Origin of the sequence: Candidatus Pantoea deserta (assembly GCF_003813865.1) — a bacterium.
Classification (GTDB): Bacteria; Pseudomonadota; Gammaproteobacteria; order Enterobacterales; family Enterobacteriaceae; genus Pantoea; species Pantoea deserta.
On sequence record NZ_RMVG01000003.1, the window covers coordinates 336,588 to 358,878 of the forward strand.

Annotated in this window: 23 protein-coding genes; 11 read left to right on the top strand and 12 right to left on the bottom strand. The window is 56.7% G+C overall.

The features are described 5' to 3' along the window. The first annotated feature begins 497 nt into the window (after positions 1 to 497). The 3 genes from BBB56_RS23715 to rlmA all read left to right on the top strand — a co-directional run bounded on the left by BBB56_RS23715 (position 498) and on the right by rlmA (position 1,798). Positions 498 to 572 (top strand): DUF2627 domain-containing protein, encoded by a 75-nt coding sequence (locus BBB56_RS23715; protein WP_370661853.1) that lies wholly within the window; start codon positions 498 to 500, stop codon positions 570 to 572. Between the two features lie 81 nt (positions 573 to 653). Then, entirely contained in the window at positions 654 to 863 is a 210-nt protein-coding gene (gene cspE, locus BBB56_RS06855; protein ID WP_003852684.1) for a transcription antiterminator/RNA stability regulator CspE, read from the top strand. Between the two features lie 137 nt (positions 864 to 1,000). Continuing rightward, entirely contained in the window at positions 1,001 to 1,798 is a 798-nt protein-coding gene (gene rlmA / locus BBB56_RS06860; protein ID WP_123800091.1) for a 23S rRNA (guanine(745)-N(1))-methyltransferase, read from the top strand. Here rlmA and BBB56_RS06865 read toward each other — a convergent pair. From BBB56_RS06865 to manX, 4 genes are all read right to left on the bottom strand, one after another. Beyond that, positions 1,795 to 2,253 (bottom strand): DUF986 family protein, encoded by a 459-nt coding sequence (locus BBB56_RS06865; protein ID WP_123800093.1) that lies wholly within the window; start codon positions 2,251 to 2,253, stop codon positions 1,795 to 1,797. The genes rlmA and BBB56_RS06865 overlap by 4 nt on opposite strands. A gap of 65 nt (positions 2,254 to 2,318) precedes the next feature. After that, positions 2,319 to 3,164, bottom strand: coding sequence for a PTS mannose transporter subunit IID (locus BBB56_RS06870; RefSeq protein ID WP_123800094.1), 846 nt, complete (start codon positions 3,162 to 3,164; stop codon positions 2,319 to 2,321). Between the two features lie 16 nt (positions 3,165 to 3,180). Next, complete coding sequence (locus BBB56_RS06875) at positions 3,181 to 3,981, bottom strand: PTS mannose/fructose/sorbose transporter subunit IIC (protein ID WP_123800357.1); 801 nt, start codon at positions 3,979 to 3,981, stop codon at positions 3,181 to 3,183. Positions 3,982 to 4,041: 60 nt separating this feature from the next. After that, entirely contained in the window at positions 4,042 to 5,001 is a 960-nt protein-coding gene (manX, locus tag BBB56_RS06880; protein WP_123800096.1) for a PTS mannose transporter subunit IIAB, read from the bottom strand. A gap of 502 nt (positions 5,002 to 5,503) precedes the next feature. On the opposite strand from manX, the gene BBB56_RS06885 reads away from it, so the two are divergent. Continuing rightward, positions 5,504 to 7,072 carry a TerC family protein gene (locus BBB56_RS06885; RefSeq protein WP_123800358.1) on the top strand — a complete coding sequence of 523 codons (1,569 nt, stop codon included), beginning with the start codon at positions 5,504 to 5,506 and terminating at the stop codon, positions 7,070 to 7,072. Positions 7,073 to 7,250: 178 nt separating this feature from the next. Here the strand turns inward: BBB56_RS06885 and pdeD are convergent, their stop codons facing one another. The 4 genes from pdeD to pabB form a co-directional block, all read right to left on the bottom strand. Further along, the gene (pdeD, locus tag BBB56_RS06890; protein ID WP_123800098.1) at positions 7,251 to 8,819 is read right to left on the bottom strand and encodes a cyclic di-3',5'-guanosine monophosphate phosphodiesterase PdeD; all 1,569 of its coding nucleotides are present in this window, start codon (positions 8,817 to 8,819) and stop codon (positions 7,251 to 7,253) included. 217 nt (positions 8,820 to 9,036) lie between these two features. After that, positions 9,037 to 10,401: an L-serine ammonia-lyase gene (locus BBB56_RS06895; RefSeq protein WP_123800100.1), complete on the bottom strand. Its 1,365-nt coding sequence runs from the start codon at positions 10,399 to 10,401 to the stop codon at positions 9,037 to 9,039. Positions 10,402 to 10,567: 166 nt separating this feature from the next. Then, positions 10,568 to 11,158 carry a CoA pyrophosphatase gene (locus BBB56_RS06900; RefSeq protein ID WP_123800102.1) on the bottom strand — a complete coding sequence of 197 codons (591 nt, stop codon included), beginning with the start codon at positions 11,156 to 11,158 and terminating at the stop codon, positions 10,568 to 10,570. Next, the gene (gene pabB / locus BBB56_RS06905; RefSeq protein WP_123800359.1) at positions 11,155 to 12,516 is read right to left on the bottom strand and encodes an aminodeoxychorismate synthase component 1; all 1,362 of its coding nucleotides are present in this window, start codon (positions 12,514 to 12,516) and stop codon (positions 11,155 to 11,157) included. Before pabB ends, BBB56_RS06900 begins: the two co-directional genes overlap by 4 nt. Before the next feature lie 107 nt (positions 12,517 to 12,623). Between pabB and BBB56_RS06910 the strand changes: the two genes are divergently transcribed. After that, positions 12,624 to 12,809, top strand: a complete 186-nt coding sequence (locus BBB56_RS06910) for a YoaH family protein (protein ID WP_123800104.1) — start codon at positions 12,624 to 12,626, stop codon at positions 12,807 to 12,809. A 15-nt stretch (positions 12,810 to 12,824) separates the two neighbouring features. Here the strand turns inward: BBB56_RS06910 and BBB56_RS06915 are convergent, their stop codons facing one another. Next, positions 12,825 to 13,169: a RidA family protein gene (locus BBB56_RS06915; RefSeq protein WP_123800106.1), complete on the bottom strand. Its 345-nt coding sequence runs from the start codon at positions 13,167 to 13,169 to the stop codon at positions 12,825 to 12,827. Positions 13,170 to 13,292: 123 nt separating this feature from the next. On the opposite strand from BBB56_RS06915, the gene yoaA reads away from it, so the two are divergent. From yoaA to rnd, 5 genes are all read left to right on the top strand, one after another. Then, a complete protein-coding gene (gene yoaA, locus BBB56_RS06920) occupies positions 13,293 to 15,200 on the top strand; it encodes a DNA repair helicase YoaA (RefSeq protein ID WP_123800108.1) in 1,908 nt (635 codons plus the stop codon). 53 nt (positions 15,201 to 15,253) lie between these two features. After that, positions 15,254 to 15,952, top strand: a complete 699-nt coding sequence (tsaB, locus tag BBB56_RS06925; protein WP_123800110.1) for a tRNA (adenosine(37)-N6)-threonylcarbamoyltransferase complex dimerization subunit type 1 TsaB — start codon at positions 15,254 to 15,256, stop codon at positions 15,950 to 15,952. A 59-nt stretch (positions 15,953 to 16,011) separates the two neighbouring features. Continuing rightward, a complete protein-coding gene (locus tag BBB56_RS06930) occupies positions 16,012 to 16,602 on the top strand; it encodes a Slp family lipoprotein (protein WP_123800112.1) in 591 nt (196 codons plus the stop codon). A 204-nt stretch (positions 16,603 to 16,806) separates the two neighbouring features. Further along, the gene (fadD, locus tag BBB56_RS06935) at positions 16,807 to 18,483 is read left to right on the top strand and encodes a long-chain-fatty-acid--CoA ligase FadD (RefSeq protein ID WP_123800114.1); all 1,677 of its coding nucleotides are present in this window, start codon (positions 16,807 to 16,809) and stop codon (positions 18,481 to 18,483) included. A 99-nt stretch (positions 18,484 to 18,582) separates the two neighbouring features. Next, positions 18,583 to 19,704, top strand: a complete 1,122-nt coding sequence (gene rnd, locus BBB56_RS06940) for a ribonuclease D (RefSeq protein ID WP_123800116.1) — start codon at positions 18,583 to 18,585, stop codon at positions 19,702 to 19,704. 52 nt (positions 19,705 to 19,756) lie between these two features. Here rnd and minE read toward each other — a convergent pair whose 3' ends face one another. From minE to minC, 3 genes are read right to left on the bottom strand one after another with little or no spacing between them, the layout of a single operon-like run. Then, a complete protein-coding gene (minE, locus tag BBB56_RS06945; protein ID WP_033746630.1) occupies positions 19,757 to 20,026 on the bottom strand; it encodes a cell division topological specificity factor MinE in 270 nt (89 codons plus the stop codon). 3 nt (positions 20,027 to 20,029) lie between these two features. Then, positions 20,030 to 20,842, bottom strand: coding sequence for a septum site-determining protein MinD (gene minD / locus BBB56_RS06950; RefSeq protein WP_033746633.1), 813 nt, complete (start codon positions 20,840 to 20,842; stop codon positions 20,030 to 20,032). 33 nt (positions 20,843 to 20,875) lie between these two features. Next, the gene (minC, locus tag BBB56_RS06955) at positions 20,876 to 21,580 is read right to left on the bottom strand and encodes a septum site-determining protein MinC (protein ID WP_123800118.1); all 705 of its coding nucleotides are present in this window, start codon (positions 21,578 to 21,580) and stop codon (positions 20,876 to 20,878) included. A gap of 154 nt (positions 21,581 to 21,734) precedes the next feature. Here minC and BBB56_RS06960 point away from each other — a divergent pair, with 154 nt between their 5' ends. Beyond that, positions 21,735 to 22,010, top strand: coding sequence for a YcgL domain-containing protein (locus BBB56_RS06960; RefSeq protein WP_123800120.1), 276 nt, complete (start codon positions 21,735 to 21,737; stop codon positions 22,008 to 22,010). Positions 22,011 to 22,291 lie beyond the last annotated feature (281 nt).

The following is a 22,291-nucleotide window of genomic DNA, read 5'->3' on the forward strand; positions in this document are numbered from 1 at the left end:
TTGCAGTTTCAACAGCACATTTATTCTGGATCAAAGAAGAAAAGGTAATAAAGGATAAGTGTCGCTCTGCTTTTAATTGGGGCAACCTCTGAATCTATTTTCCAGATTGTGGTGCAAAAGAGATTTTTATCCGTACCAGAGAAAATGATGGAAAGGCGTCAACAGGAGAAAAATGCTGGCGCCGTTTTTAGTTTTAGAGTTTCGCTTAAAAAAATTTATGCCATATTAATGCAATAATTTATCTTTAAATTAAGCTGTTATCTGGAGTAAGGTTGGACGAAGAAGCGGCTATCCGCTATAGTAAGATCTATCAGCGGTAAGTTGATGGATAATGCTTTTGGGTCTATGGCTGGTTATCTTATGAACCAGAAAGAACAAAGCATGTCGCTGTTTCGCAAATTTTGTGCAGCACATCGATCGTCGATTAAAAATGCCTTGCCATTAATTTGCGGATATGTGATAACAATTCGTGGGTCAAACGAGGTACAGTTCTGTTTATGTATGGCATCTTCAGTAAAGAAGTTACGAGTAAAAACGTTGACGTTGAATACCGCTTCCTTGCCGAACCTTAATTAGTGCCTCATTCAGTAACGTCTCTGGTTTCTCTGTAGGTCTGCCTCCGGGCAAAATAAACACTCTAAGGAATTTGCAAAATGGCAAAGATTAAAGGTCAGGTTAAGTGGTTCAACGAGTCTAAAGGTTTTGGTTTTATTACTCCTGCTGACGGTAGCAAAGACGTGTTCGTACACTTCTCTGCTATTCAGGGCAACGGTTTCAAAACCCTGGCCGAAGGCCAAAGCGTTGAGTTCGAAATTCAGGACGGCCAGAAAGGCCCGGCTGCTGTCAACGTAACCGCTATCTGATTTCGTGCCAGCTCGGTGCCATGCACCACTGAAAACGAATCCTGTAAAGCCCCGGTCTGCGACCGGGGCTTTTCTTTGCGCTTTCGATAAGGCAGTGAACGGAGTACACTGCGGCGCGTCTTGTTAATGGAGTTTGTATGTCGCTGACCTGTCCCCTGTGCCATCTGCCTTTGCAGCCTGAAAACCGCAGCTGGCGCTGTGAAAACCGCCATCAGTTCGATCAGGCGAAAGAGGGCTATATCAATCTGCTGCCCGTTCAGCATAAAGGCTCGCGCGAGCCAGGCGACAGCGCAGAGATGATGCAGGCGCGACGTGAGTTTTTGCAGGCAGGTTATTACCAGCCGCTGCGGGACGGCGTGGTGGCGCTGCTGCGCGACCGGTTGCCGAATGCGGGCGCGCTGCTGGATATTGGCTGTGGCGAAGGCTATTACACCTCGGCGCTTAGCGCGGCGAGCGCGCAGGTCTACGGGCTTGATATCGCGAAAAATGCCATTCGCCTGGCGGCTAAACGCTACCCTGACGTGCAGTTTTGCGTGGCGTCCAGCCAGCGCCTGCCGTTTGCCGACGCCTCGCTGGATGCGGTGGTGCGTATTTACGCCCCCTGTAACGAAGCGGAGTTAACGCGCGTCATTAAGCCTGGCGGTGTGCTGCTGACCGTGACGCCGGGCGCGCACCATCTGCAACAGTTTAAAGCGCTTATCTACCGCGAAGTGCAGCTCCATGCGCCAGAGGAGAAGCATTATGACGGCTTTAGCGAAGAGACCCAGCAGTCGCTGCGTTACGCCATGTCTTTGAGCGGCGAGTCGGCCGCAACGCTGCTACAGATGACGCCCTTCGCCTGGCGCGCCAGGCCCTCGGTATGGGGTGAACTACAGGCGTCAAAAGTGTTTGAATGTGACGCCGATTTTCGTCTGACCCTGTGGCGACGCCGCTAGCGCGCCTCCACCAGCGTGGTATAAATGCGCTCCAGATCGTCGAGCTGCTGCACGGCGATCAGCAGGCGACGCTGCTCAAGCTGCATAACCAGAATGCCGTCTTCCGAGAGATTCATGCTCTGAATACGCTCATAGGCGACCCAGACTCCCGCATAGAACAGCCCTTTATCCTTCATCAGCAGGGTTGGGCGGCGCAGCCAGAACAGCCAGAAGGCAAGAAAACAGAGCACCATCAGCAGCGTTGTAGTCAGCTGCTCGCCCTGATGCGTCACGTTATTCCAGAGTAAAATCCCCAGCAGGCCGATAAATATCAGACTGTCGATTTTGTGTCTGCGTCGAAGCGCCACGCGCAGGCGCGTCGGACCTTTGCGGCGCGGCAGGATCGCCTCGTCATAGAGCGCAAACAGCAGCAGTGCGGCAATGCAGAGCGCGATGAGTCCGTCCGTTAGTGTCATCACCATCTCCTCAGACGTTGCGGCGGGAAGGGAGAGAGCCGGGCGCGAACCGCCCGGCGAGATAACTACAGACCAAGCACGCCGATCCAGTAGCCGAAAATGCCAATCACGAAAAAGCCCACGATGATCCACAGCGCGTTGACCTTGCGGCGCAGCAGCCACATACAGGCAAAGGTCAGCAGCAGCGGCACAATGCCCGGCATTAGCTGATCGAGAATCGTCTGTACCGTGGTTACCGTGGTTTTTCCCGTCTGGTCGGTAATACGCGACACCACCAGCGGAATATTGACGTGCGTCCACTTGTTAACCAGCGCGCCCATAACAAACAGACCCAGAATCGATGCTCCCTCGGTCAGTTTTTGCAGGAAGCCGCCGCCCATATCGCTAACGATATCAATGCCTTTTCGATAGCCGTAGGCCACGCCGTAATAGCGCGTCAGCAGGCGCGCAAGGTTGAACAGGATAAAGAACAACAGCGGTCCCAGCAGGCTGCCGCTCATGGCGATGCCTGCGCCGAGCGCGGCGAATACCGGACGCACCGTTCCCCAGAAAATGGGGTCGCCAACGCCCGCCAGCGGCCCCATCAGACCAACTTTGATGCCGTTGATCGCGCCGTCATCAATCTCCGCGCCGTTGGCGCGCTGTTCTTCCATGGCCATCGTCACGCCCAGCACCGGCGCGGCGACGTAAGGATGGGTGTTAAAGAACTCAAGATGGCGTTTGATGGCCTGCTTCCGCGCTTCGTTGTTTTCGGGATAGAGGCGGCGGATCACCGGCACCATGGAAAAGCAGAAACCCAGCGCCTGCATACGTTCGAAGTTCCAGGAACCCTGGAACAGGTTCGACCGCAGAAACACGGCGCGCACGTCGCCAGAGGTCAGTTTCTTATGCATTGTCGTTGTATCAACCATGTTAGTCACCTGTTCCTTAGTCAAGTTCGTTGTCGAGATCGTTGTTGGCCGGGCCCGCCGCAGGCGCGCCTGCAACGCGGTTATATTTCGGCGCAAGCTGGATATAGAGCACCGCCATTACGATGCCAATGACACCCAGCGCCACCAGGTTAAAGCTGGTAAAGGCGGCCGTGACGAAACCCAGGTAGAAGAACGGCATCAGATAGCCTGCGCGCATCATATTGATGACCATTGCGTAACCGACCACTACAATCATGCCGCCAGCGATATTCAGACCGTTGGTAACCACTTCCGGAATTGAGCTGAGCAGGGTGTGAACGGCGCTGGTGCCCACCGAAATCGCCACAATCAGCGCCGGGATAGCGATACGCATCGCCTGCAATACCAGCGCCGAAACGTGGATCCATGAGATAGCGGTCAGATTGCCTTTCTCTGCGGCCTTGTCGGCGGCATGCTGGAAAGCCACGGTGATAGTACGCACGATAATCGTCAGCACCTGGCCCGCGGCCGCCAGCGGAATGGCCAGCGCGATACCTGCGCCGACGCTCTGACCGCCCGCGATAACCAGAATGGTTGAGATAATCGAGGCGAGGGCCGCATCGGGGGCGACGGCTGCGCCGATATTCATCCAGCCCAGCGCGATCATCTCCAGCGTACCGCCGATGATAATGCCGGTTTTCATATCGCCGAGCACGGCGCCGATCAGGGTACAGGCGACCAGCGGTCGGTGAAACTGAAACTCATCCAGAATCGAACCCATACCCGCAATACAGGCCACGATAAATATCAGGATGATTTGTAGCGAGGTTATTTCCATCATATCCCTTCTCCTCAGCAGGATAGCGTTAACTGGCCCGCAGGCGCAGCTGGCGGCGGTTTACGCGTTGACCTTCGCAATCAGGTCCATCATTTTCAGTTTTGGATCGTTGGAAACCTTACGGACTTCCAGCTCAATATTGCGTTCGTTAAGCTTGCGGAACGCGGCAATATCTTTTTCATCGACCGACACGGCATTGTTCACCTGGGTTTTTCCCTGACGAAATGCCATACCGCCGATATTGACTGACTTAATCTCTACGCCTTGTTCGACAATGCGCAGTACGTCGGTGGGATTGGTGAACAGCAGCATGACGCGGTCGCGACCGTATTTGGGGTTATTCCAGACGCGCACCATTTTATCGACGTCAACCACATGAGCCGTGACGCCAGGCGGCGCGACCTGGGTCAGCAGGGTTTTGCGCACCTGATCTTTGGCCACCTCGTCGCTGACGACGATAATACGCGTGACGTTGGTCTCTTTCGTCCAGCGCGTCGCCACCTGGCCGTGGATCAATCGGTCGTCAATGCGCGCCAGACCGATCTTCATATGTTCGCCCGGCGCCAGCGGCTGGGCCTGCGTCGGCGCTGCCTTCGCTACCGGCGCGGCGACTGGCGCGTCCAGCTGCGTTTTTTGCGCTTTCACGCCTTCGCGTCCGGTTTCGACGGCGATACCCACCAGTTCGGCAAACGCGGGATCGTCGTCGCGCGCCATCAGGGTTTCCACCAGCATGGGAATGTTAACCCCGGCGATAACATCGTAATTTTCTTTATCCAGCACCACGCGGCTGGCGGCGTTGAAAGGGCTGCCTCCCCAGGTGTCCACCAAAAACAGCACGCCTTTCGACGTATCCAGCTTTTCCAGCTGAGCCTGATATTTTTCAATGAGCGTTTCTGCATTTTCGCCGGGCACGAAATCAATCCATCCTACGTTTTCCTGCTCGCCTAACAGCATCTCTGCGGTTTTAAGCAGTTGCTCGGCTGCCCAGCCGTGTGTACCAATTACTATCGCAATGGTCACTTGCTACCTCCGTTCGCTAATGAGATTCGTCTGGAGTCGACGAACCGTTATGAGTTATCGCTACGGTTATCCCCTGACAAGCGTAGTTAAATCATCTTAATAACAGGTCATTGTTGGACGTCCTGCATGAACCGGTAAGTCGCGATTTATTTTAGTGCGCGAAAAAATAAATTATGTGACGGTTGTCAGCTATCGGACGGTCGCTCTGCGGCGACAAGGTTTTTTAATACGCCCTGGAGCCTGAATCATTTGTAAATGAAAGAAAATTTTTTGACGTATTTTTTCCGCCTGATACATTAGCGATCTGTTTATTACTCAGGAGTAACGGGTTTCAGCCCACCTTTATGGATCGTCACCGACGTCGCTTAACCACTTTGATGCGCGCCTGCGCGCCTTCTCTCACGCCTGAACGCGTATCTGTAGTTCACCCGATTGCCTTTCTGTCACGTCCGCAGACGCTGGCACGATATCGTTCAATCTGTCTCTCATTCTGGAGTCAATGATGGAATTTCTCTTCGACCCCTCAATCTGGGCCGGTTTATTAACGCTTGTTGTGCTGGAAATTGTCCTCGGCATCGATAACCTGGTGTTTATCGCCATCCTGGCCGACAAGTTGCCGCCGAAGCAGCGTGATAAAGCGCGCCTGATCGGCCTGTCGCTGGCGCTGGTAATGCGTCTGGGTCTGCTGTCGCTGATTTCATGGATGGTCACGCTCACGCGTCCGTTATTTAGCGTAGGCGACTTTAGCTTTTCAGGCCGTGATTTGATTTTACTGCTTGGCGGACTTTTCCTGCTGTTCAAGGCAACCATGGAACTGCATGAGAGGCTGGAAAACCGGCCGCATGAGCAGTCGGGCAATCGCAGCTATGCCAGTTTCTGGGCGGTGGTGACGCAGATTGTGGTGCTGGACGCGGTGTTTTCGCTTGATGCGGTGATTACGGCGGTGGGTATGGTTAACCATCTGCCGGTGATGATGACGGCGGTGGTGATTGCGATGGGCGTGATGCTGCTGGCCTCGAAGCCGTTGACCAATTTTGTTAACGCGCACCCGACCGTTGTGGTGCTGTGCCTCAGCTTCCTGCTGATGATCGGTCTGTCGCTGGTGGCGGAAGGCTTCGGTTTCCATATCCCGAAAGGCTATCTCTATGCGGCAATCGGCTTCTCTATTCTGATCGAGCTGTTTAACCAGATTGCGCGGCGCAACTTTATGCGTCATCAGGCGCATCGTCCGATGCGCGAGCGTACCGCCGAGGCTATTTTGCGCCTGATGGGCGGACGTCAGCGTGCGGCGCAGCCAGCCACTAGCGAAGAGTCGCCGCTGGCAGTTGCGATGCCGCAGGAAGCCTTTAAGGATGAAGAGCGCTATATGATCAATGGCGTGCTGACCCTGGCGTCGCGCTCTATTCGCAGCATTATGACGCCGCGCGGCGAAATCTCCTGGGTCGATGCGGAGCGTCCGCTGGATGAAATCCGTATTCAGCTGCTGGATACCCCGCACAGCCTTTTCCCGGTGTGTCGCGGCGAGCTGGATGAGATTATCGGCGTGGTGCGCGCTAAAGAGTTGCTGGTGGCGATTGAGCACGGCATGGATGTGGCGACCTTTGCCGCCAGCTCGCCGGCCATTGTGATCCCGGAAACGCTGGACCCGATTAATCTGCTTGGCGTGTTGCGTCGCGCTAAAGGCAGCTTTGTTATCGTCAGCAACGAGTTCGGCGTGGTGCAGGGATTAATTACGCCGCTGGACGTGCTGGAAGCCATTGCCGGCGAGTTCCCGGATGAGGATGAAACGCCGGATATTATCGCCGACGGCGACGGCTGGATTGTAAAAGGAGGCACTGATCTGCATTCGCTCCAGCAGCTGTTTGACGTCAACGATCTGGTGGATCCCCAGGAGGACCACGCCTCGCTGGCCGGCTTGCTGATTGGTCAAAAAGGGCAGCTGCCGCTGCCGGGCGAGGTGATTGATCTGCCGCCGCTGCACTTTACCATTTTGCAGGCGACCGATTACCGGGTCGACCTGGTGCGCGTCACCAGGGATAAGCCGCACGAAGATGAGGAAGAGGGGCAGTAATCCAGAACGGCGCTCAGGCGCCGTTTTATTTTGCAGAGGATAACACCAGCGCGGTTGCCGCGCTGCGTGTCTGCCTGATCTGGGCAGAAGCGTATCTTATTCAGCAGCGCGCCCCTGTCGGGTCGGCGCGCTGCGCAAGCGGACCCGGTGCGGCTGACCTCGGTCCGTTAATTCAGGTTCAGACATTTTCCGTCAGCTGCGCCTGATGCTGCGACAGCCAGGCGGGAAAATCTTCAATCGGCATAGGGCGCGCATAGAAATAGCCCTGAAGCAGATCCACGCCGCGCTCGCGCAGATAGGCGGCCTGCTCAGCGGTTTCGACGCCTTCAGCCACCAGACTGATATTCAGGCGCTGCGCCAGCGAAATCACCATATCCGTGACCGTGGAATTGATGGCGTCGGTGCCGATCGCCGCCGTGAAAATCTTGTCAATCTTCAGAACGTCAGGCTGCAAATCTTTCAGATAGGAGAGTGAGCTGTGGCCGGTGCCAAAGTCGTCAATCGCCAGCTGTACGCCGATGCTGTGCAGCTGTGAAATAACATTCTGATCCACCACCGGCAGGGCGTCGCGCTCCGTCAGTTCCACCACCAGCTTCGGCAGCGGATTGGCAGGCCACCATAGCTGTTGCAGATCGTCGACGATGGCGCGATTGCGAAAGTGGCTGGCCGCGACGTTGATGGCGATATGAAACGACGCGCAGCGCGGCAAATGAGGCAGCTGCGCCACCGCTTTATCAATCACGAAACGCGTGAGCGGCGCGATAAGATTTTGCCGTTCCGCCAGCGGGATAAAGACATCGGGCGGGATCCAGCCCTGACGCGCATTATGCCAGCGCAGCAGCAGTTCGATACCGTCGCAGTCGCCGCTTTTGGCATTGATCAGCGGCTGGCAATAGACCATAAACTCATTGGCGGTGATGCCATAGCTGATCTGCCAGCTCAGACTCATGCGGTTTGCGGTAGCCAGCCAGACGATATAGCCAATCAGCAGGCTCAGCAGCAACGCCAGCGGCAGCTGCGCCGGCAGCGTGGCCAGCGCCAGACGCGAGGGCGAAGGGCCGTAAAGCGTGATGGTATAGGGATAGCGCAGCGAAGCCTGATCGTAGCTGACCTCATCTTCAGAGGGGAGGGTCAGCTCAATAAGCGGATTGCCATACTCCAGGCTCTCCCCGCCAACGTTAAAAATAGCGCGCTCTACCCAGGGAAGCTGAGGCTCAAGCAGATAGGTGCTCATCAGCTCAATATTGATCACCTGCAAAATGCCAGAGCGGTTGTCCAGGGATTTCGGCGTCCACAACAGCAAAATCGGCGAACCCTTCAGCAGATAATTGTCGGTCGCCAGCATCATGCGCTGATTATTAATCGCCAGTTCAGGGTAGGTCTGACTAAAAGGGATCGCGCGGGGACCGTAAATGCTCGAACAGTAAATAGTATCCTTGTCCACCAGCAGCACGGCGCGAACGGTTTGCAGCGCGGAGATTTTCTCAATCAGCGGAAAGCGCACGTCCTGGCAGGGCACCCCGACCAGGCCGAGCGTATTGTTCGCTGAGACGTCGAGCGGCGAAAACATGCGGTCAAAGCGCTGGATAGCTTTATCGGCAAAATCCAGGGATTGTTGTTCAATACGCGACTTCTCTTCAATAAAACGAAAAGCCAGCGTCAGCATCAAAACCACAGCGGCGATCACCAGGGCGATAAGCAGTCGCTTACGGCGAAACTGTCCAACATATTGCTGGGCCAAAAGCATCAGTAACCACCTTCCAGATACTAAAGTGAAGCCAGGATAACAGGGGTGTTATCGGCACGTCGCCTGTAATTTTTAGCGGTGCTTCATAAAAAAGCGGCACTGAAAAAACGACGCGACCTGAAAGGTCGCGTCAACTCACTCTAGCGTGATTCCGGGCGTTGAGGTAGGGCCGAAACCGCTTTCACCTTTATCGCCTGATAAAAAAGGGGCCGGAATATCAGTCACACTGAACTTTAATCGCCAGGCCGCCGCGTGAAGTCTCACGGTATTTGGCATTCATGTCTTTACCGGTTTCATACATCGTCTCGATGACCTTATCGAGCGAGACGCGCGGTTCGCTGGTGCGGCGCAGCGCCATACGAGCCGCATTAATCGCTTTCACTGAGGCGATGGCATTTCGCTCAATGCACGGCACCTGTACCTGACCGGCAACCGGATCGCAGGTCAGGCCGAGGTTATGTTCCATGCCAATTTCCGCGGCGACGCAAACCTGCTCCGGACTGCCGCCGAGCAGTTCGGCCAGTCCGGCGGCCGCCATTGAGCAGGCCACGCCGACTTCGCCCTGACAGCCGACTTCTGCGCCGGAAATCGATGCGTTCATTTTATAGAGGATGCCAATCGCGCCCGAAGCGAGGAAATAGCGGGTGAAAATATCCGGCGTCACGGTTTCGATAAAGTGATCGTAATAGGCGAGCACCGCCGGCACGATGCCGCAGGCGCCGTTGGTCGGCGCGGTAACGACGCGGCCGCCTGCGGCGTTCTCTTCGTTGACCGCCAGCGCGAACATATTGACCCAGTCGATCACGTTCATCGGATCGTTAGAGTGTTTAGACGATGAGGTCAGCAGACGACGCAGCGATGCGGCGCGGCGCGGCACCCGCAGCGGGCCAGGCAGCACGCCTTCCGTATTAAGACCGCGATCGATGCAGGCCTGCATGGTTTGCCAGACGTCGGTAAAATAGTCGCGGATGGCTTCACGCGAGTGCAGCGCCAGCTCGTTTTTCATCACCAGGCCGGAAAGCGAGAGACCGGTTTCGCGGCAGTGGGCCAGCAGCTCTTTCGCCGAGTGGAAAGGCCAGGGCACGCTCACCTCATTCAGCGCGGACTGACCAAAGTGCTCTTCGTCAACGATAAACCCGCCGCCGACAGAGTAATAGGTTTTGCTCAGTATCAGCAGGTCGCCGGCAAAAGCGAGCAGGCGCATGCCGTTTTCATGCAGCGACAGATTCTCGCTGCGAAACACCATGCCGCCTTCGCGGGGAAAGTCAACTTCGTGCGCGCCGTTCGCCAGCAGTAGCCGTTCGCGCTGCTCGACATCCTGGATAAAAGCGGGAATGCTGTCGATGTCTACGGTGGCCGGGGAGGCGCCAGACAGCCCCATAATAATGGCGATGTCGGTATGGTGGCCCTTGCCGGTCAGCGACAGCGAGCCGTAGACATCCACCGCGATACGCGTCACGTCCTGAAGTTTTCCCTGTTCAATCAGCAGGTCGACAAACTCTTTCCCTGCTTTCATCGGTCCCACGGTATGGGAACTCGACGGGCCGATGCCCACTTTGAACATGTCAAAAACGCTAATCACAGGCGACACTCCTCACAAAAAAATTTTTTATTTCTGCCGGGGCAGTTTATGGCGCTAATAGTAATCGCCGGTCAGGGGAAATGAGCGCCTTTTCGCATGAAATAAACTAATCATTCAGGCGAGAAATAGTTATCTTAAGCTGCAGGACGCGAAGGGTATTTTCGGTCTACGATTCGTAGAAAAACGGGCGCTGGTACGCGATTTGCTGACTAAGGGAACGAATAATACCGGCCGTCATGCCCCAGACCAGATATTCCTGATAAATAGAAAGCCATACCGGATGGCGCTGACCGGCGCGATGGATCTCCAGCGAGGCATAGCGATTCAGCCGCAGCGCCTCTTCCAGCGGCATTTCAAACGCGCTTTCCACTTCGTCAGGGTTAATCTGAAGCTTTATATCAGGAGAGATAATGCCGACGACCGGCGTCACGCGAAAACCGGTGCTGCTGGTAACGGGCGCGAGCTGGCCGATCACCTTTACCTCGTCAGGCGCGATGCCCACCTCTTCATGCGCTTCCCGCAGCGCGGTCGCAACCAGAGAGGCATCGCTGGCATCCTGCATCCCGCCGGGAAAAGCCACCTGACCGGCGTGCTTTCGCAGTTCGCGCGAACGGCGCGTCAGCAGCAGTCCTGGGGTCTCCCTTGCCACAACCGGCACCAGCACGGCGGCCTGACGCCCTGCGGGAGGCAGCGAGGAGCGCTCCGGCTGTTGCAGGATAAAACGGGTGATAAACGCCTCAAGCGAGAGCGGATTCATCTGACGTCTCCTGAGAGCGCAGGCAATATACGGCTGACCTTATGCAGGGTTTCCTGATATTCGGCGTCCAGCTCGCTGTCCGCCACGACGCCGCCGCCTGCGGCGCAAAAGAGCTGCTGCTGTTCGGCAATCAGGGTGCGAATGGTAATGCTGGTGTCCATGCGTCCGCACAGGCTGAGATAGCCGATACTGCCGCACCAGGCATTTCGGCGATGCGGCTCCAGCTCCTCGATGATCTCCATCGCCCGAATTTTGGGCGCGCCGGTAATGGAACCGCCAGGGAAGCAGGCGCGCAGCAGGTCGCTGGCATGGAGCGATGCCGGCAGACGGGCGCGTATGGTGCTGACCAGATGATGTACCGCCGGGAACGGCTCGACGCGGAACAGCTCCGGCACGCTGACCGAACCCGGCGCGGCCACGCGGCCAATATCGTTGCGCAGTAAATCCACAATCATCAGATTTTCGGCGCGATCTTTCTCTGACTGCGCCAGCGCCAGGGCTTCGCGTCGATCCAGCCCGGCATCGGCGGAGCGGGGTCGGGTGCCTTTAATGGGGCGGGTTTCAATCTCATCGCCCCTGAGCGACAGGAAGCGCTCTGGCGACAGGCTGAGGATGGCGCTGCGCGGCAGGCGTAAAAAGGCGCTGAAGGGGGCGCGGTTGGCGCGGTTGAGACGGCAGAAGGCCTGCCACTCATCGCCCTGATACGTCGCCTGAAAGCGTTGCGCCAGGTTGACCTGATAGCAGTCGCCAGCCTGGATATACTCCTGCACCGCCTGAAAGCGCGCAGCATAGTCGCTATAGTTGAGGTTAGATCGCCAGCCGCTGGTGAGCGAAAAAGGCTCGCTGTCGCGCGTCGGCCACTGCATTAACCAGTTCAGCCGCGCCTGCGCGTCGCCCAGCGAAACCAGCGTCAGGCGCTGCAAATGATGATCGGCAATCAACGCCCAGTCGTAAATGCCGACCGCCATATCTGGCGTCGCAAGGTCGCTGATGGCCTGCTGCGGCAGGGTTTCGAAGCGGCGGCCAAGATCGTAGCCGAACAGGCCGAGCGCGCCGCCCTGAAAGGGCAGATCTTCACGATAAGCGGGGCGAATCCCCAGCGCGTCGCACTGCTGCTGCAACAGCCGCAGCGGATCCTCAGCGGCAAGCGTGACGCTTTTATCCGCCTCGATAGCAGTTACATCGCCCTGGGTGGTCAGGGTGACGCGCGGATCGGCGGTGAGAATATCGAAGCGATTATCCGCATGGTCGGCGTTGCCGGAGGTGAGCAGCATTGCCCACGGCAAGTGAGAAAGCGGGGCGAAACGCGCGATCAGCGCATCCTGCGTATAGGGTAAGCTAAGCGTTGAGACCATTATCCGGCAAAAATAGGACATCAAAGGGCATTAGCCTGGCATATTTTTTCCCGGCTGGCACCTGTTTGTTCCGCATGGAATAATGTCTGCTTCGCAATCAGGAGGGATTTATGTTTACAGGTTTACCGGCACTTTCTCATGAACAGCAGCAGCAGGCGGTTGAGCGCATTCAGGAGCTGATGGCTGGCGGCATGTCCAGCGGACAGGCGATTGCGCAGGTTGCGCAGGAGATTCGCCAGACGCATCAGGGCGAGCAGATCCGGGCGCGCTTCGAAGATGACGAGGACGAAGCCTGACGCCCGGCGCGGCGCTTACAGCGCTGCGATGATTTTGATTTCGACTTTGTACTTCGGATTCATCAGCCCGGCCTGAACGGTACAGCGCACCGGCGCATTGCCGGGCGACACCCACGCATCCCATGCGCGGTTCATCGCGGCGAAATCCGCTTTTTCGACCAGAAAAATGGTTGCGTCAAGAATCTTACTCTTATCTGAACCGACGCGCGCCAGCAGGGCATCAATGACGGCCAGCGCGTTGGCGGTTTGCGCCTCGGCGTCGGCGTCGAGATTTTCCGGCACGCTGGTGTAATAAACGGTGTCGTTGTGAATAACGGCTTCAGACATGCGATGCTCAGGGTCGATACGGGTAATGGACATGGTTTCTCCTTACTATTCCAGCCGATAGCCTGGCATAAGCCGGGGCGTACTGTCATCTGTTGTGGAGCGGCCGACGGAATACTGACATAATTACAGTGTTTTTGCCGAAACGGGTGAGGAAGTGTGGCGGACGATTTTGCATTAGATGGCGCGCTGGCGCAGGCGATTGCGGGCTTTAAGCCGCGCGAGGCGCAGCGCGAAATGGCGCAGGCGGTGGAAGAGGCCGTTAAGGTCAGCGGTGAGCTGGTGGTAGAAGCGGGAACCGGCACGGGGAAAACCTACGCCTATCTTGCCCCGGCGCTGCGCGCCAAAAAGAAAGTGATTGTGTCAACCGGCTCGAAAGCGCTTCAGGATCAGCTGTACGGCCGCGATCTGCCTACCATTGCGAAGGCGCTCAACTTCACCGGCAAAACGGCCTTACTGAAGGGGCGCTCTAACTACCTTTGCCTTGAGCGACTTGAGCAGCAGTCCATGGCGGGCGGCGATCTTAACGCTCAGGCGCTGGGTGATTTAGTCACCCTGCGCGGCTGGTCGTCGCAAACCGTTGACGGCGACATCAGCAGCTGCGGCGGCGTGACGGAAGACAGCCCCATCTGGCCGCTGGTGACCAGCACCAACGACAACTGTCTGGGCAGCGACTGTCCTCTCTATAAAGATTGCTTTGTGGTTAAGGCGCGTAAGCGCGCCATGGACGCTGATGTCGTAGTGGTTAACCACCATCTGTTTCTCGCCGATCTGGTGGTGAAAGAGAGCGGCTTTGCCGAGCTTATCCCGGAAGCGGACGTAATGATTTTCGATGAGGCGCACCAGATCCCCGACATCGCCAGCCAGTATTTTGGCCAGCAGCTCTCCAGCCGTCAGCTGCTCGATCTGGCGAAAGACATCACCATCGCCTACCGCACTGAGGTGCGGGACGTTCAGCAGCTGCAAAAATCCGCCGACCGTCTGGCGCAGTGCACGCAGGATTTTCGTCTGACGCTGGGCGATCCGGGCTATCGCGGCAATCTGCGCGAACTTTTTACCGACAACAACGTGCAGCGTATGTTTACGCTGCTTGATGATGCCCTTGAGCTTTGCTACGACGTTATCAAACTGTCGCTGGGGCGTTCGGCGCTGCTGGACGCGGCTTTTGAGCGCGCGGCGCTCTATCGCTCGCGACTCAAGCGGCTGCGCGCCATCAGCGAACCCGGCTACAGCTACTGGTATGAGTGCTCGTCACGCCACTTTACGCTGGCCCTGACGCCGCTCTCCGTCTCTGAGCGATTCCGTGAGGTGATGGACGCGCGCAAAGCGGCGTGGATCTTTACCTCTGCCACGCTGGCCGTTAATGAAGAGATGCACCACTTTGCCGATCGGCTTGGCGTCAGCAAGGCAAAGACGCTGATCCTGAACAGCCCGTTTGACTACGCGCGTCAGGCGCTGCTCTGCGTGCCGCGTAACCTGCCGGAGCCGAACCGTCCCGGCGGCGCGCGTCAGCTGGCGCGCATGATGAAACCGCTTATCGACGCCAATAAAGGGCGCTGCTTCTTTCTCTGCACCTCACATCTGATGATGCGCGAGCTGGCGGCGGAATTTCGCGCCAGCATGACGCTGCCGGTGCTGGTGCAGGGGGAAACCAGCAAGGGTCAGCTGTTAAAACAGTTTATCGAGGCAGGCAACGCCTTGCTGGTCGCCACCAGCAGTTTCTGGGAGGGCGTGGACGTGCGCGGCGACGCGCTCTCGCTGGTGATTATCGACAAACTGCCTTTTACCTCGCCGGAAGATCCCTTGCTGAAGGCGCGTATGGAGGATTGTCGTCTGCGCGGCGGCGATCCCTTCAGCGAGGTTCAGCTGCCGGATGCGGTGATTACCCTGAAGCAGGGCGTTGGACGCCTTATCCGCGATACAGACGATCGCGGCGTGCTGGTGATCTGCGATCAGCGGCTGGTGTCGCGTCCCTATGGCGCGCTGTTTCTGAACAGTCTGCCGCCGACGCCGCGCACCCGCGATCTGGCCCATGCCATCGCCTTCACTCAGCAAGCGAAACAGTAATTTTCCTTTGGCTGTGCTAACATGCGCGCCGTTTTAAATGACCAGAGGTGGTTATGTCTTCCCGAATCCTGGCGCTGGACACTGCGACAGAAGCCTGTTCAGCCGCGCTGCTCAATCAGCAGCAGATTGATGCCCGTTTTGAAATCGCGCCGCGCGACCATACGCAGCGTATTTTACCGCTGGTTGAAGCTTTGTTGCAGGCGCAGCAGCTAGAACTAACGGCGCTTGACGCGCTGGCGTTTGGTCGCGGTCCCGGCAGCTTTACCGGCGTACGTATTGGTATTGGTATCGCGCAAGGCCTGGCGCTGGGCGCGATGCTGCCGATGATTGGCGTCTCGACGCTGGCGACGCTGGCGCAGGGCGCTTACCGTTCGCAGGGCGCGACGCGCGTGCTGGCGGCGATTGACGCCCGCATGGGCGAAGTTTACTGGGCCGAATATCAGCGTGACGAGCAGGGCGTCTGGCAGGGCGAAGCCAGCGAAAGCGTACTGTCGCCAGAGGCGGCGCTGGCCCGGATGCAGGCGCTGGAAGGCGAATGGTTTACCGCCGGAACCGGCTGGCAGGCCTGGCCGCAGCTTCAGCAGGGCCATACTCTGACGCTGCGCGCGAGCGGCGTTGAACTGCCGGCGGCTGAAGATATGCTGCCGCTGGCGCAGCAGGCGTGGCAGCGCGGCGACACCGTTCAGCCAGAACACGCCGAGCCAACCTATTTACGCAATGAAGTCGCGTGGAAAAAATTACCCGGACGTTGAGCCTGTCGCAACTTATTGCCGCGGCCTGAGTCTAACAAACATCTTTTAGGAGAATACCTATGTCTGTATGTCACAAAAGGGTGTCCGGTGTTTTGTTAGCCTGCGCGCTGCTGCTTAGCGGCTGTGCGACCGTACCGGATGCGATTAAAGGAAGCACGGCGCTGCCGCAGCAGGATCTGGTGCGCGTGATGAACGATCCCGCGCTCTATGTGGGGCAGGAGTCTCGCTTCGGCGGTAAAGTCGTTAAGGTTACTAACCTGAACGGCAAAACCCGCCTTGAGATCGCCACACAGCCACTTGATGACAGCGCGCGTCCGCGGCTGGGCGCAGCCTCGGTGGGCCGCATCTATGCGGACATCAATAACTTTGTTGATCCGGTCGATGTGAATAACCAGTACGTCACCGTGCTGGGGACCATCAAGGGAACGGAAAAAGGCGTTATCGGCGCGGCGAATTACAACTTTGTCGTTATTGATGTACGCGGCTACCAGCGCTGGCATCTGACGCAGCAGGTCAACACGCCGCCTCAGCCGATAGATCCCTGGATCTACTATGGCCCGACGCGTCATCATCCGGGCTACTGGGGACCGAACCCCTACTGGGGCGCCTATAGCGGGCCGGCTCAGGTGGAAACTATCCTGACGGAATAAAGTATTACGCTTTTTCAGGCCCGGCCGCGCCTGCCGCGACCGGGCTTTTTATTGCCGCAAATAAGCGGAATGAAATTTAGTGATGCGCTTCGCAACCTCGCTAAGCTGAATCGGCGAAACTGGTACAATGAGTTAAAATATTGTTACAAAAGTGGGCGGGGTGAAGCAAGAATGGAACAACAACGTGGAAACCGAGGTGAATCCTTGAACAGGGTGTGGCTGAAACGCTATCCGGAAGATGTGCCCGCCGAGATTAATGCCGATCGCTATACCTCCCTGGTCGATCTTTTTGAGCAGGCCGCTCAGCGCTATGCCGATCAAACGGCATTTATTAACATGGAACAGCCCATGACCTACCGCCAGCTTGAGCAAAAAAGCCGCGCTTTTGCCGCCTGGCTTCAGTCCGGGCTGGGCCTGAAAAAAGGCGATCGCGTGGCGATTATGATGCCCAATTTGCTGCAATATCCGGTTGCGCTGTTTGGCGTGCTGCGCGCGGGCATGATCGTGGTTAACGTGAATCCGCTCTATACGCCGCGCGAACTCAAGCATCAGCTTAACGACAGCGGCGCCAGCGCCATCGTCATCGTCTCTAATTTCGCGCATACGCTGGAAAAAGTCGTGGCGGAAACCGCGGTCAGGCACGTCATCCTGACGCGTCTCGGCGACCAGCTAAAGCCTGTAAAGGCGACGCTGGTCAATTTTGTGGTGAAGTACATTAAAAAGATGGTGCCTAAGTATCATCTTCCGGGAGCGGTGACGTTCAGACAGGCGCTGAGTCAGGGCGCGCAGATGACCTATCAGCGCCCGGATATGACCAATGACGACCTCGCTTTCCTGCAATATACCGGCGGCACCACGGGCGTCGCCAAAGGGGCGATGCTGACCCACCGCAATATGCAGGCGAACCTGGAGCAGACCAAAGCGACCTACGGCAAACTGCTGCGCGATGGCAAAGAGTTTGTAGTGACCGCACTGCCGCTTTATCACGTTTTCGCCCTCACGGTAAATTGCCTGCTGTTTTTTGAACTGGGCGGACAAAACCTGCTGATTACCAATCCGCGCGACATTCCCGGCTTCGTTAAGACCCTGGCGAAATACCCGTTTACCGCCATTACCGGCGTCAATACCCTGTTTAACGCGCTGCTTAACGACGCGCACTTCAACCAGCTGGATTTTTCTACGCTGCGCCTTTCGGCAGGGGGCGGCATGGCGGTGCAAAAAGCGGTTGCAGAGCGCTGGGAAAAACTAACCGGTCATTATCTGCTGGAAGGGTACGGTCTTACTGAGTGTTCGCCGCTGGTGTCGGTGAATCCCTATGATATAACCGAGCATACCGGCAGCATTGGCTTACCCGTTCCCTCGACCGATGTGCGCGTTATTGACGACCAGGGTAAGGATGCGGCGCCAGGGGAGCCAGGCGAACTCTGGATCCGCGGTCCTCAGGTGATGGCAGGCTACTGGCAGCGCCCCGACGCCACCGATGAGGTGCTGAAAAATGGCTGGCTCCTCAGCGGCGATATTGTTACCGTTGACCCGCAAGGTTTTATCCGCATCGTCGATCGCAAAAAAGATATGATCATCGTTTCAGGCTTTAACGTCTATCCCAACGAGATCGAAGATGTTCTGATGCAGCATCCCAAAGTCCGCGAGGCGGCAGCGATTGGGGTGCCCAGCGATTTATCGGGCGAAGCAGTGAAAGTCTGCATCGTGAAAAAGGACGCCAGCCTGACAAAAGAGGAGCTGCTCGACCACTGTCGACGCCAGCTCACAGGCTATAAGGTTCCGAAGATTATCGAATTTCGCGACGAGCTGCCTAAAAGCAACGTAGGCAAGATTTTGCGGCGCGAACTGCGTGACGAGGCCGGCTCCAGCACCCGCTGAGATCTGGCAAGGATTCTGGTTGAACGCCGGCACAGACCGGCGTTTTTATTGACGATGATATGGAGCGCCGCGCGTTGTGTGCTGCGGTGAAAACGAGACGTGAATTATTCCCTGATCGACCAAAATGACCAACTGGCCACGCTGTGCCAGCAGGCTCGCCAGCATGCGGCTGTGGCGCTGGATACCGAATTTGTCCGCACCCGCACCTACTATCCGCAGCTGGGGCTGATTCAGCTGTTCGATGGCGAACAGCTGGTGCTGATCGATCCGCTGAATATCAGCGACTGGACGCCCTTTATCGAGCTGCTGCGCGATACGCAGGTGAAAAAATTCCTGCATGCGGGCGGGGAAGATCTGGAAGTCTTTCTGCATCGCTTTGGGGTGCTGCCGCAGCCGATGATTGATACCCAGATTCTGGCGGCTTTTAGCGGCCAGCCGCTCTCCTGGGGATTTGCGGCCATGGTGGCGCATTTTACCCAGACCACGCTGGATAAGAGCGAAGCGCGCACCGACTGGCTGGCGCGTCCGCTGACGCAGCGTCAGTGCGACTATGCCGCCGCTGACGTTCACTATCTGCTGCCGATTGCCCATCAGTTGATGACCATGACCGAAGAGGCGGGCAATATGGCGGCGGCGCTTAGCGAGTGCGACCAGCTGTGCCAGCGTCGCCTTGACGTGCTACAGCCGCAGGATGCCTGGCGCGATATTACCAATGCCTGGCAGCTACGCCCGCGTCAGCTGGCGGCGTTGCAGCGGCTGGCCGCATGGCGTCTCAACGTGGCGCGTGAAAAAGATATGGCCGTCAACTTTGTGGTGCGCGAAGAGAACCTGTGGAAGGTGGCGCGCTTTATGCCGGGTTCAATGGGAGAGCTGGATCATCTGGGGCTGTCGGGCCATGAGATCCGCTTCCACGGCAAAACCCTGCTGGCGCTGGTGGCTGAGGCGCAGGCGCTGCCGGAAGAGACGCTGCCGTTGCCGCTGGGAAATCTGGTCGATCATCCGCACTACAAGACCGTGTTTAAGGCGATCAAAGCCCTGGTGCAGGAGGTAAGCCAGGAGACCGGTTTCAGTCAGGAACTGCTGGCATCGCGTCGCCAGATCAATCAGGTATTAAGCCAGCACTGGGGGCTGAAACCGCAAACGCGCGTGCCGGAATTGCTGGCAGGCTGGCGCGGCGATCTGTTTAAAACCCGCATCGACGCCATTCTGGCTCAGCTCTGAGCAAAAATATTCCCCTGCCGCTCAGCAGGGGAACATCAGGAAACAGAGACGATCATTTGGCCGCTTCTTCTGTTTCCGGTAGCGTAACGTTCAGCTCCAGAATGGAAATATCATCACCTTTCTGGTCCAGCTGAACGGTAACCATATCTGGATCGATCTTCACATATTTGCAAATCACTTCCAGGATGTCGCGCTTGAGCTGCGGAAGATAGTGGGGCTCACTGTCGCCCCTCCTGCGTTCTGCCACGATAATCTGTAGCCTTTCCTTGGCTATGTTGGCAGTGTTCTTCTTCCGGGATAAAAAGAAATCGAGTAATGCCATGGTTTATCCCCCGAACAGGCGTTTCAGGAAACCCTTCTTCTCTTCTTCAATAAAGCGGAAGGGACGTTCTTCGCCGAGTAACCGATCAACGGTATCAGCATAGGCTTTGCCGGCATCGGAATTCGTGTCGAGGATCACTGGCTCGCCCTGGTTAGAGGCGCGCAGTACCGACTGGTCTTCCGGGATCACGCCCACCAGCGGAATACGCAGGATCTCAAGCACATCTTCCATGCTCAGCATATCGCCACGGTTCACGCGGCCAGGGTTGTAACGGGTTAACAGCAGATGCTCTTTGACCGGCTCCTGACTGTTTTCGGCGCGACGCGACTTAGAGGCGATAATGCCGAGGATGCGGTCAGAGTCGCGCACCGAAGAGACTTCCGGGTTCGTGGTGATGATCGCTTCATCAGCAAAATAGAGCGCCATCAGCGCGCCGGTTTCGATGCCTGCCGGCGAGTCGCACACGATAAAATCGAAATCCATTGCGGCCAGGTCGTTTAACACTTTTTCCACGCCTTCACGCGTCAGCGCATCTTTATCGCGCGTCTGGGAAGCGGGCAGAATATGCAGCATCTCGGTGCGCTTGTCTTTAATCAACGCCTGATTCAGCGTGGCGTCGCCCTGAATTACGTTAACGAAGTCATAAACGACGCGGCGTTCACAACCCATAATCAGATCCAGATTACGCAGGCCAATATCGAAATCGATAACGACCGTTTTTTTGCCTTTTTGCGCTAGACCGGTGGCGATGGCCGCGCTTGACGTGGTCTTGCCAACGCCCCCTTTACCGGATGTAACTACAATAATGCGTGCCATAAATATTGATTTCCTTAACAGAAGAAAAGGGGCCTAATTAAGTGTCTGGATGGTCAGCGCGCCCTCTGTGAGACACAGACGGGCGGCTTTGCCAAAAAATTCCGCCGGGATTTGATCCATGATCCAGTACTCACCAGCGATAGAGACCAGCTCTGCTGCCAGGCTGGTACAGAAAATCTGGCTGTTGCGATCGCCACCCGCGCCTGCCAGCGCGCGTCCTCGCATCATGCCGTAAATATGAATGTTGCCGTCGGCGACCAGCTCAGCGCCCGCGCTGACGCTGTTAGTCACAATCAGGTCGGCATTGCGCGCATAAATTTGCTGACCGGAGCGCACCGGCGTATTGATGATACGCGTTTTGCTGGCGAGCGGCTCGACGGGAGCGGCAGGCTGTACCTCCGGCGCAGGCGCGTCGCTGCGCTTTTTACTCTCTTTACCCTCTGCCAGCACCGGCAAACCGGCGCGCGCGATCATGCGCTTCAGCGCCTCATCTTTACAGCCGCTGACCCCGACGATGCGTAAACCGGTCGCGGCGACAGCCTGCTGTAGCTGTTTCCAGTTGACGTTGCCGTTAAGCGCCGCCACGTTAAGCACCACCGGCGCGTTTTTTAAAAAGTCCGGTGCCTGATCGATTTTGTCCTGAAGCGCCTTGCGGATCACCTCAGGTTCGGGATGGTGCAGATGAACAACAGACAGGGTAAAACTGCTACCTTTGAATTCGATTGGCGTTTGCGACATCTGTCCCACTCAGTCCTGTTTTCTCTCCCGGCGAACAAACGTCGATAAAATCATCATTTGAGCTGATCCGGTGAATATTCGAAGTTCTGCAAGCATGTTATAGTTACTGTTATTTCCAGGCAAGCCACCATCCAGGTTTATTCGAGTAAAAAATATGTTTTGTGTGATCTACCGAAGCCCGACCCGTGACCAGACTTATCTCTATGTTGAAAAAAAGGACGATTTTTCTCGCGTGCCAGAGGAGCTGCTGCGCGGCTTCGGCAAGCCCCAGCTGGCGATGGTGCTCCGGCTGGACCAGAGGGAGAAACTGGCTAACGCCGACATCAATAAAGTTAAACAAGCGCTTAACGATCAAGGCTATTATTTGCAGATCCCGCCGCCGGTGGAAAATTTGCTGAAAGTTCACCTTGAGTCGGCGAAAAAAGATTAATTCAGATTCATCTGTAAATATAATCAGTGTTCTCGCTTTCTCTGCATATTTATATATAACGATTTGCAGCAAATTAATGGCGCGATGATCGCGCCTTTTACTGTTTATTATTCTTCATTAGCGTCAGGCTGGTGATATTTTCACCGCTTCGGCAGCATATATTCATGCTTTTTTGACAATTTACGCACACTAATCTTTGCCAAAGCATCTTATTATTGCCCTCACGGCGGGCGCAGGATCCGCCGAACCGCAAACATCAACGTGCCGGCGTCGCCGGCATC

What these genes read in the sequence shown, in the direction of transcription:
- tsaB (WP_123800110.1), top strand. Translation starts at nt 15,254, where the DNA reads ATGTCTTCCCGAATCCTGGCGCTGGACACTGCGACAGAAGCCTGTTCA.
- BBB56_RS06865 (WP_123800093.1), bottom strand. Translation starts at nt 2,253, where the DNA reads ATGACACTAACGGACGGACTCATCGCGCTCTGCATTGCCGCACTGCTG.
- BBB56_RS06910 (WP_123800104.1), top strand. Translation starts at nt 12,624, where the DNA reads ATGTTTACAGGTTTACCGGCACTTTCTCATGAACAGCAGCAGCAGGCG.
- rlmA (WP_123800091.1), top strand. Translation starts at nt 1,001, where the DNA reads ATGTCGCTGACCTGTCCCCTGTGCCATCTGCCTTTGCAGCCTGAAAAC.
- BBB56_RS06930 (WP_123800112.1), top strand. Translation starts at nt 16,012, where the DNA reads ATGTCTGTATGTCACAAAAGGGTGTCCGGTGTTTTGTTAGCCTGCGCG.
- minC (WP_123800118.1), bottom strand. Translation starts at nt 21,580, where the DNA reads ATGTCGCAAACGCCAATCGAATTCAAAGGTAGCAGTTTTACCCTGTCT.
- pdeD (WP_123800098.1), bottom strand. Translation starts at nt 8,819, where the DNA reads ATGCTTTTGGCCCAGCAATATGTTGGACAGTTTCGCCGTAAGCGACTG.
- BBB56_RS06960 (WP_123800120.1), top strand. Translation starts at nt 21,735, where the DNA reads ATGTTTTGTGTGATCTACCGAAGCCCGACCCGTGACCAGACTTATCTC.
- cspE (WP_003852684.1), top strand. Translation starts at nt 654, where the DNA reads ATGGCAAAGATTAAAGGTCAGGTTAAGTGGTTCAACGAGTCTAAAGGT.
- BBB56_RS06870 (WP_123800094.1), bottom strand. Translation starts at nt 3,164, where the DNA reads ATGGTTGATACAACGACAATGCATAAGAAACTGACCTCTGGCGACGTG.
- BBB56_RS06875 (WP_123800357.1), bottom strand. Translation starts at nt 3,981, where the DNA reads ATGGAAATAACCTCGCTACAAATCATCCTGATATTTATCGTGGCCTGT.
- BBB56_RS06915 (WP_123800106.1), bottom strand. Translation starts at nt 13,169, where the DNA reads ATGTCCATTACCCGTATCGACCCTGAGCATCGCATGTCTGAAGCCGTT.
- BBB56_RS06885 (WP_123800358.1), top strand. Translation starts at nt 5,504, where the DNA reads ATGGAATTTCTCTTCGACCCCTCAATCTGGGCCGGTTTATTAACGCTT.
- minD (WP_033746633.1), bottom strand. Translation starts at nt 20,842, where the DNA reads ATGGCACGCATTATTGTAGTTACATCCGGTAAAGGGGGCGTTGGCAAG.
- minE (WP_033746630.1), bottom strand. Translation starts at nt 20,026, where the DNA reads ATGGCATTACTCGATTTCTTTTTATCCCGGAAGAAGAACACTGCCAAC.
- BBB56_RS06900 (WP_123800102.1), bottom strand. Translation starts at nt 11,158, where the DNA reads ATGAATCCGCTCTCGCTTGAGGCGTTTATCACCCGTTTTATCCTGCAA.